Annotated in this window: 7 protein-coding genes, 1 tRNA gene and 1 rRNA gene; 3 read left to right on the top strand and 6 right to left on the bottom strand. The window is 58.1% G+C overall.

Annotation, left to right across the window (positions count from 1 at the left end):
• Window positions 1-701: 701 nt before the first annotated feature.
• From PUT78_RS22505 to PUT78_RS22495, 3 genes are all read right to left on the bottom strand, one after another.
• On the bottom strand, window positions 702-1,823 hold the full coding sequence (locus tag PUT78_RS22505; protein ID WP_274354483.1) for a cupin-like domain-containing protein: 1,122 nt from the start codon (window positions 1,821-1,823) through the stop codon (window positions 702-704).
• 95 nt (window positions 1,824-1,918) lie between these two features.
• Window positions 1,919-2,269 (bottom strand): toxin-activating lysine-acyltransferase, encoded by a 351-nt coding sequence (locus tag PUT78_RS22500; RefSeq protein ID WP_274354482.1) that lies wholly within the window; start codon window positions 2,267-2,269, stop codon window positions 1,919-1,921.
• Window positions 2,263-3,411 (bottom strand): hypothetical protein, encoded by a 1,149-nt coding sequence (locus PUT78_RS22495; RefSeq protein WP_274354481.1) that lies wholly within the window; start codon window positions 3,409-3,411, stop codon window positions 2,263-2,265. The genes PUT78_RS22500 and PUT78_RS22495 overlap by 7 nt, the downstream gene beginning before the upstream one ends.
• A gap of 268 nt (window positions 3,412-3,679) precedes the next feature.
• Here PUT78_RS22495 and PUT78_RS22490 point away from each other — a divergent pair, with 268 nt between their 5' ends.
• From PUT78_RS22490 to PUT78_RS22480, 3 genes are all read left to right on the top strand, one after another.
• Window positions 3,680-4,981: a M16 family metallopeptidase gene (locus PUT78_RS22490; protein ID WP_274354480.1), complete on the top strand. Its 1,302-nt coding sequence runs from the start codon at window positions 3,680-3,682 to the stop codon at window positions 4,979-4,981.
• Window positions 4,978-6,336 (top strand): M16 family metallopeptidase, encoded by a 1,359-nt coding sequence (locus tag PUT78_RS22485; protein ID WP_274354479.1) that lies wholly within the window; start codon window positions 4,978-4,980, stop codon window positions 6,334-6,336. The genes PUT78_RS22490 and PUT78_RS22485 overlap by 4 nt, the downstream gene beginning before the upstream one ends.
• 108 nt (window positions 6,337-6,444) lie before the next feature.
• On the top strand, window positions 6,445-6,648 hold the full coding sequence (locus PUT78_RS22480) for a hypothetical protein (RefSeq protein ID WP_274354477.1): 204 nt from the start codon (window positions 6,445-6,447) through the stop codon (window positions 6,646-6,648).
• A 105-nt stretch (window positions 6,649-6,753) separates the two neighbouring features.
• On the opposite strand, the gene PUT78_RS22475 is transcribed toward PUT78_RS22480, so the two are convergent.
• The 3 genes from PUT78_RS22475 to rrf all read right to left on the bottom strand — a co-directional run.
• On the bottom strand, window positions 6,754-7,032 hold the full coding sequence (locus PUT78_RS22475) for a DUF6880 family protein (RefSeq protein ID WP_274354476.1): 279 nt from the start codon (window positions 7,030-7,032) through the stop codon (window positions 6,754-6,756).
• Between the two features lie 138 nt (window positions 7,033-7,170).
• Window positions 7,171-7,247, bottom strand: a tRNA-Met gene (locus PUT78_RS22470).
• Window positions 7,248-7,291: 44 nt separating this feature from the next.
• A 5S ribosomal RNA gene (rrf, locus tag PUT78_RS22465) occupies window positions 7,292-7,379 on the bottom strand; the annotation flags it as partial.

Genomic DNA, 7,379 nt, shown 5'->3' with positions numbered 1-7,379 from the left:
GCTTGTTGCCGCGGCCCGTCCTCACCGCAAGGTTCATCTGGACTTGGTCTCTATGGCGACGACGCCACCAAAACTCCGCCGCCATAGCCCATCGGAAAGCTCGACAGCATGTGCAACTGTAGTACTAACAACTGCAGCCAAGATATATTGGCTGCAGTTTCTGACATATTAGGGTGTGGCTTCGGAAGAAGTACCAATATAGTATTTCTCTATAATAAGTAACTTCCTGTCTGCTTGATCAAAGATTGTTCGCAACGAGCCCGGCGGCTGCGAGACCTCGACCTACGTTCGCTGCCATTCCCACACCGGGAACTGCTAACGACATTGTTCCAATAATATTTCCCATTTGCTGAGGCGAACCAGTAATTGGGCCAAGTCCAGGCCCATGGGGCCCGGAGTTCCCAGAACGATTCCGACGTTCCTGCTCGCGCGCGGGGCCGCTAAAGCTGCCAGCGCTACTATTACTACTACTGCTACTCCCACCGCCGCCGAAGCTGACATTCCCATAAAGATCATTCATCGCTTTCACGATATCTTGTGACATTTCTGTCTTCCTTCCTGTTGCCGTGCAGGTCTGCTACCCTTTGCGGCGTTGCTGTGTGCTGGGCTTTCCTTCGCCCGGCGGCTCAACCGGGTGGGGCAAGCTGAATCCTTCCCCACCCACTTTCCCCGAAAACACCCGGGGAAACCTGTGTTCGGCGCTAGTAGCGCCAGAAATAACTGACCGACATATTCGGGCTGTCGATGGCATAGACCTGATGGAACCAACCCGCGGGCTGGATGATCAACTCACCCGGGTTCAGCGTGACCGAGAGGCACTTTGCGTCCTTCGCCTTTGGGTATAGGTCAGTACACGGCGCTTCTGGCTTGAACCAGCAGGGCTGATAGTTGTTGTAGCTTTTCATGGGGTAGAGCAGGTCTTCTTGATCTGCCGAATACAAGTCCAGCCGCTTGCGCCCGATCACCTGCAACAGAAACCCTGTCAGCGGGTCGCGATGCAGGCTGGATGTCGGGATATGCATGGGCACCGACCCCAGCCAAAGCTGCGGGGGGATGAAATCCTCGCGCTCAAAGAACAGCGGGCCAAAATCTGCCCACATCTGTTCTGGTAGAGCTGCCCCTTCGGTATAGGGCTTTACGAAACCCTCGATCATGTTGTCATAGGGGTTGGCCTCGAACGCTTTCAATTCGGCCACGAACTCCGCCATGGTTTGGCGCAGCGTCGCGGAGCGGACCCGAACCACAGCATCGCCATAGCGCTCTGCAAGCTTGTCAAGCGACCAGTCGCGGCAGGGCGGTGAAGGTTCCAGCCCGGTGATGACCAAGGGGCGGCTTTTCGCCATGGCTTCAAGTATCTGCCGCTGCGTCGGTTGGTGTAAATATTCGATCTGTGTCAGGTCGCGATATCCTCGGGCGGCGTGGAGCCTTCCGGCGCTGCGGAATCTGGCAAGGGTCCAGTTGCTGGGGCGGATGCAGGACCTGGCGAGATGATTTGCAAAGGAAAGATCACCCGTGAACGTGATCGTTCCGATGATGTCAGGATCTCGCCAGTCAAGGCTTTCGAATTCGTTAAATATCCGGTGGATCGTCGCGATCGGAATGATGACCTGCGTATCCGTGTCACGATCCATGTCGTGACGCTCTATCAGCAACGTATCGCTGTAACGCGCGATGAAGCTCTGCTCGGGGTGCTCGGGGATGGTCACGCGCACTGTGCCACGAATCCCTTCCGGGTTTTCGAAACCTGTTTGCAACAACTGGGCAAAACCTTCGACGGCAGCCACATCATTTTCAAATTCTGATGCTGGATATGCAATGTTCATGCGACAGCCTCTTCTGTTTTCCGGATGTTTACCCCCGTCCACCGATTAACGCGGCGCACCGAGCCGTCCATGTTGCGGCGCAGGCTGGTCGCAATCTAGTCAGGGAAGATATTGTGGGTCATGTCGTGGGCGACCTCCCTAATGTTGCCATAAGGGGTGATCCAGTCATTGAAGAACAGCCTGTCGCCGCAGGTCCACTCGCTACGTGAGAGCGATCTTCCCGATGCGTGGATGTCGCGTTCAACGTCTTCAGAGAGCCACGCCCATGTGACCATTGCGGTGGGCACGCCCTCCTGCGTGACATAGAAGCGACACTGTCCGGCCCAGAGCGCAGGCAGCACCTCGGTACGGAAATAATCGCCAAGCTTGTGTTGCCGGTGATACGGAGACTGCGCCAGCAATTCGAGCGCGTAGCCCACGCTGGCAAAATAGTCGATGTTTACCATGCCTCTTGCTCCGGCCTTGCGCTGCGAGCATTGCGCGAGGCTACGCCTGCGTCGTGCTGCAAGTGTCGGGAAAGAGCTTTCTGAAGCTCCAGTTGGTCGCCAAAGGGCGCGGCTTGACGTGTCAGGGTGGTTCGGTTGGCCTCCGGAGCCTGCTCCCATGTGGCGTAACCAAGCGGGCGGTGGTGGCGATCAAGCGCGATGAACGCCGTCTGTTTCTGCATGTGCTGCAACAATCCCTGATAGACATCCCCCAAAGGCGCCTCCGAGACACCGTTCCAATATTCGATTTCCAGAAGCGCCATGGCCCCAAGGCTGCGATAGGCCCCAAGTGCCGGTTGATCTGCGCCGCTCATCGGCAGGGCGGGCAAGTAGTTCGCGCGCCGTCCGGCGGCATTCGCCATATGCGCAATGGGCAAATGTGCCATGGCGTCAGAACCAGAGGCGAACAGCGCCTCCAACCACGGCCCGGTGCCTTGGGTGAACAATTCACATGCAACGAGGCGCGCGATCGGGTAATTCTGACGGTAATGGTAGGCAGTACCGTCTGTCAGGATTGCTTCTGACAAATGCTCCAGATCATCACCAAGATACCTTGTATTGTGCGAATGCCACACGTCGAGCAAAGCACGCAGAAGGCTTGCTAGACCATGGCGATGGACATAGGCCATCAAAGTCAACTCACCCAGAAATGCACAGACCTCACGCGCCAAAGGTGGCATTTTGTTGCCTTGCGAAAGATTGATCTGCAGGGCATGCGCAACTTCATGCGTCAGGTGCATCAAACTTTCGGCATCATTCTTCCAAGCCATACTCACTGTTGGAGTGCGGCCATGGCCATGGTCGATGACGTGAGGTGTTTGGCTGTTATCGCTTGGCGCAACGAACGCAATTTTGGCGAGTGCGGCTTTGACTGATGCACTATCATTCAGTGCGCCAAGGAGAGCGGGCTGAACGATCGCAAGGAAAGCCGCATGCTGATCGCCGCTGGCTTTGTGTTCTATGGCCGAGATTTCTGGCATAGAAAAAGCGGGCGTCGTCCGCAGCTCCGAAGCGCGATATGCAGAGATTATGTCCTGAACAAGTTCAGGGTTTAGTCCGTGTAGAGCAAGCCATTCTGAAACCTGGTACAATGTACTTTTCACTCAAAAATTCATCTTGGTTCAAACTCCCTCAGGTTGTGAAACAACTCTCACGAAGCTATCAAGATAGAATTCCCCCCGAATCTCCACTTTTTCATATTCATATATTTGATCGTCTTTTGCGAGACGCTCTTGGGGAAACTCGCTTGAAAGCAAACGATAAAAAGGCCTACCTTGTAAGTCCACCGCGATTCGTTGACTAAAATCCCTAGTTATTTATGCGCAGGCTTTGATAGCATTGAGCAAATGATTGCCCCATTAGGTTGTGTGCGTGACCCGTTTCAGAGCATGGTATATCGCGGCGACAATAGCCTTCATGAGCTTTGTTTTGTTGGCGTACCAAACGATCGCATCGATCAACGCGGTCGCTTTCTACCCCATGCCAACCAACACGACAGGCCGCGCCGAGGTCATCTTGCGTATTGCGCGCCCCTTTGATCCGGATGAGCAGGTGGGGCTGGCGCATTATGCCGAGCATCTGGCGTGGTATAGCGCCATTGGCGAGGAGGCGCGCGGGCCGGATCGGCATTCGGGCGCATGGACCAGCCACCGGGCGGTTTTCTACAGTCTGAGCGGCAAGCCTGAAGACCTGCCCCAACTGACCGCAACACTGGCGAGGGTGTTCGACCCGATCACGCTTGACACACGCTTTGCCAAAGAAGAGCGCGAGATTATCCAGCGCGAATATCAGGCCATGTTTGCCCAAAATGTCACCCGCCGCGCGGATGAGGCACTCTCGGCCGTCCTGCATCAGGGCACGCTGTTGGCCCCTTCGATCATCGGGACGCCCGCGCAGATTGACGGGCTGGACTATGACGCAGCGCGCGCCTGGCACCACGCCACACACCGACCGGAAAACGCCGTATTCATCTTTCGCGGCGATGTCGGGCGGTTGCAGATCTGGCGCGCCTTGATGGGGTTGCAACTTGATCTGGCGGGGGAGCCGCATGTGCAGCCTCCATATGACATTGGGCAGGAAATGGTGCATCTGGCTGAATTTCCCGACCCAAGTGCCGCCCCGCGCATGATCTGGCGGCGGGTTGTGCCGCTGGACACACCTGTGCCTTTTGACCTGCTGGAGGCGCAGCTAGATCACCTGCGCGAGATGCTGGACACCAGTCTGCCCGGTGGGTTGGCGGGACCACTGCGGTTTGATGCACGGATTGCGCGCGAGTTCCGGCTTGACCTGTCCGCGATAGACGAACGCCATGTTGAACTGCGCTTTCAGGCCAGTCCCGATACAGGCACCAGCCTGCCAGAGCTACGCGCCGCGTTTGAGGCCACGCTGGCCGATATTGCCGCCAGCGGAATCCCTGCGCCGACATACCAGCGCGTCATGGCACGAATGAACCGCTATTGGCCCGACTGGGACGACCACGACAAAACCCGCCGCTGGATGGCCTATTACACAACTGACCGTGTGTTGGCGCTGCGCGAGCCGACATCAAAACGCGTGTTGCAAGAGATCCCGCCACAAATCACCCGCGAAAGCCTGAACACCCTTCTTGCCGCGCTGTCCCAAAGCGGTCGCACGGCCATTGCTTTTATTGCCCCACAGGAGTTTTTGGAATGATCCGTGTTGCCCTTGCCCTGCCGCTTGTTCTTGGCCTGTCCTTTTGCGAGGGCGACAAAGCGCCCAAAGCGTCAGATCAGACCAGCCCGAATGGCACGCCCTACCGGCTGATCCAGATGCCAGGCAATGATTATGCCGCCATTCTGGCCGCCTGGCCCAATGACTGGGTCTGGGCCGAGGGGCGCAACCCGACCGCGTCGTATATCGGGGCACAGCTTATCCTGGCTGGTGGGGCCGAGGACTATCCGGCAGGTGAGGTGGTTGAGCGGTTTGCCGATATGGACGCCAATGGCGAATTGCCCGTCAGTGCCGACCACCTTTACGGCCTGCTTGCCGCCAAGAAGGCGGATTGGCCCGAGGCGATTGCAATCGCCAATGCCCATCTGACACAGCCAAGTTTTGACCCCGACTGGTTCGACCGCATTCGCACAGGTTTCGCCCAGAACATCGCAGAGGCGCAATCCCAGCCCATGCAACAGGGATTTGACGCATTGCGTTGGGCGATCCTGGGGGATCACCCCTTACGCGCCATGTTGTCGCTTGACGACCCAGACGCATTCGCAAGCCTGTCGCTAGATGATCTGCGCGCATGGCACAGCGCCACGGTCACCGCACAGCCCGAGGCAGTGGTGATCACTGGCGATATCACGCCCGAGCAAGCTGGCGCAGGGCTTGACACACTTCTGGCGAGGCTGCCAGAAAGGGAGTCCCAGCTGCGCGAGATCGTGCTGGATTATCGCCCGCGCCAGATCCTGTTGCACCTGCCGGATAGCGAAGAGGCGCATTTGACCTTCATAGCACCCCTGCCTGCCACGCGCCTCGGCGGGGATCTGGAAGACCTGATCCTTGCCACGGCGCTTGGCGGCGGTGAGGACAGCGTGCTGTTTGCCTCCGTGCGCGACGGGCTGCGCGCCAGCTACAGTTTCAGCGCCGGACTGGGCAATTACACGCGCGAAACCCGCTTTCTGGTCATGACTGGCGCGCTTGAATCCGCGAAGCTGGCTGACGCCGTCGACGTAGTGCGCGACGCTTACGCGGGCTTTCGCGACACAGGCCCTGACGGGGATATCAACGACCGCAAGGCCCCTTGGCGGCAAGCGTTTGAGCGCAATTCTGACTATGTGATCGATCTGGGCATGGTCGAGCTTGAAGCCACGCTGGACGGCTTCCCCACAGGCCATTCGCTGAATATCATCGACATGCTCGATGCCCTGACCGCTGCCGACCTGCGCAACCGCCTGCAAGGACACTGGCCACATGCGCAGGATTTCGTGATCATGGCCGTTTCGCCTGATGCAGCTGCCCTGCCGGGCGCTTGCGTCATCACCCGTCCCGAAGACGCGAAAGATTGCTGAGATGATGCAGGTAAAAGCCGGGGCTTTCATCTTCATGCGCGCCCTGGCACTGGAGTGGCAGTATCGCGGCTTCGCGCTGCGCGTCTGTGGGTGACAGCGGCGCTCGAGATGGGTCTGTTTACCGGCGTCTTTTACCTGGGCGACGGTGTGGCGGCACTTGATATCGGTCTGGCCTATTTTATCGAGAACCTGACTTGGTTCGTGCCTGCGATTTCAGGAGCGGCCATATTAACCCTGCTCTATGAGGATCTTTTCACGGACGCCACGAGCTCTGAGGTCGTCCAGCATAAAGAAATGCTGCGCTCTGCATGAACAACTGCTTCGGCGAAGCTCAAGGGCCAAGCCCATTGTCCGCAATGGGCCGAGTGTGTCGTGAAGGACAAACACGGGTCGCAACTTTGCAAACTCCGCTCCCTGCTAACGGCTGTCCTTGACGAGCGCACGCTGCTTGCGCCAGTCGACATAGCTGGTGGACCGCCGCAGTGACGCAAAGCGCTTGCGCAGATCGGCGGCCACATCCTTGGGGCCCTGGGCGGCGCTCTGTTCCATCCGCGCCCGCCGCTGAAGCGCGGCATTGCCCTGCACCAGCTCCATGACCAGCGCGGCCAGCGTGTCAGCGCCCAGCTTTTCGAGATTGGCTTTGTTGAGGGTTTTCCTAGACATGGCGCGGGCTCGGTGATTGATCGCGGGCACCATATCGGCAAATGCGGCGCGATGTCAGCCCACTCAATGAACTGAGCCCCTGCCCCTATGGGCATCTGTTCAACAGCGCCCCAGAACGCATTGAAGCCCCGCGTGTTGCGGGGCGCAGGGCATTGATTATATGCGAGGAAATGGTTGCGGGGACAGGATTTGAACCTGTGACCTTCAGGTTATGAGCCTGACGAGCTACCTGGCTGCTCCACCCCGCGCTGGTTTTTTTGTATCGTTGAGAGAGAGTTGTGTTTCTTTTCAGGTTTGGCGGTGAGCTACTCTCCCACGTCTTGAGACGCAGTACCATTGCCGCGGCGGCACTTAACTTCCGAGATCGGGACGGGATCGGG

It is taken from the genome of Roseinatronobacter alkalisoli, from assembly GCF_028745735.1.
Classification (GTDB): Bacteria; Pseudomonadota; Alphaproteobacteria; order Rhodobacterales; family Rhodobacteraceae; genus Roseinatronobacter; species Roseinatronobacter alkalisoli.
This window is presented reverse-complemented; position numbering and strand designations above follow the sequence as displayed.

Bases quoted from the DNA above. Each gene is read 5' to 3' on its own strand.
- PUT78_RS22500 (WP_274354482.1), bottom strand. From the start codon at position 2,269: ATGGTAAACATCGACTATTTTGCCAGCGTGGGCTACGCGCTCGAATTG.
- PUT78_RS22475 (WP_274354476.1), bottom strand. From the start codon at position 7,032: ATGGTGCCCGCGATCAATCACCGAGCCCGCGCCATGTCTAGGAAAACC.
- PUT78_RS22505 (WP_274354483.1), bottom strand. From the start codon at position 1,823: ATGAACATTGCATATCCAGCATCAGAATTTGAAAATGATGTGGCTGCC.
- PUT78_RS22485 (WP_274354479.1), top strand. From the start codon at position 4,978: ATGATCCGTGTTGCCCTTGCCCTGCCGCTTGTTCTTGGCCTGTCCTTT.
- PUT78_RS22480 (WP_274354477.1), top strand. From the start codon at position 6,445: ATGGGTCTGTTTACCGGCGTCTTTTACCTGGGCGACGGTGTGGCGGCA.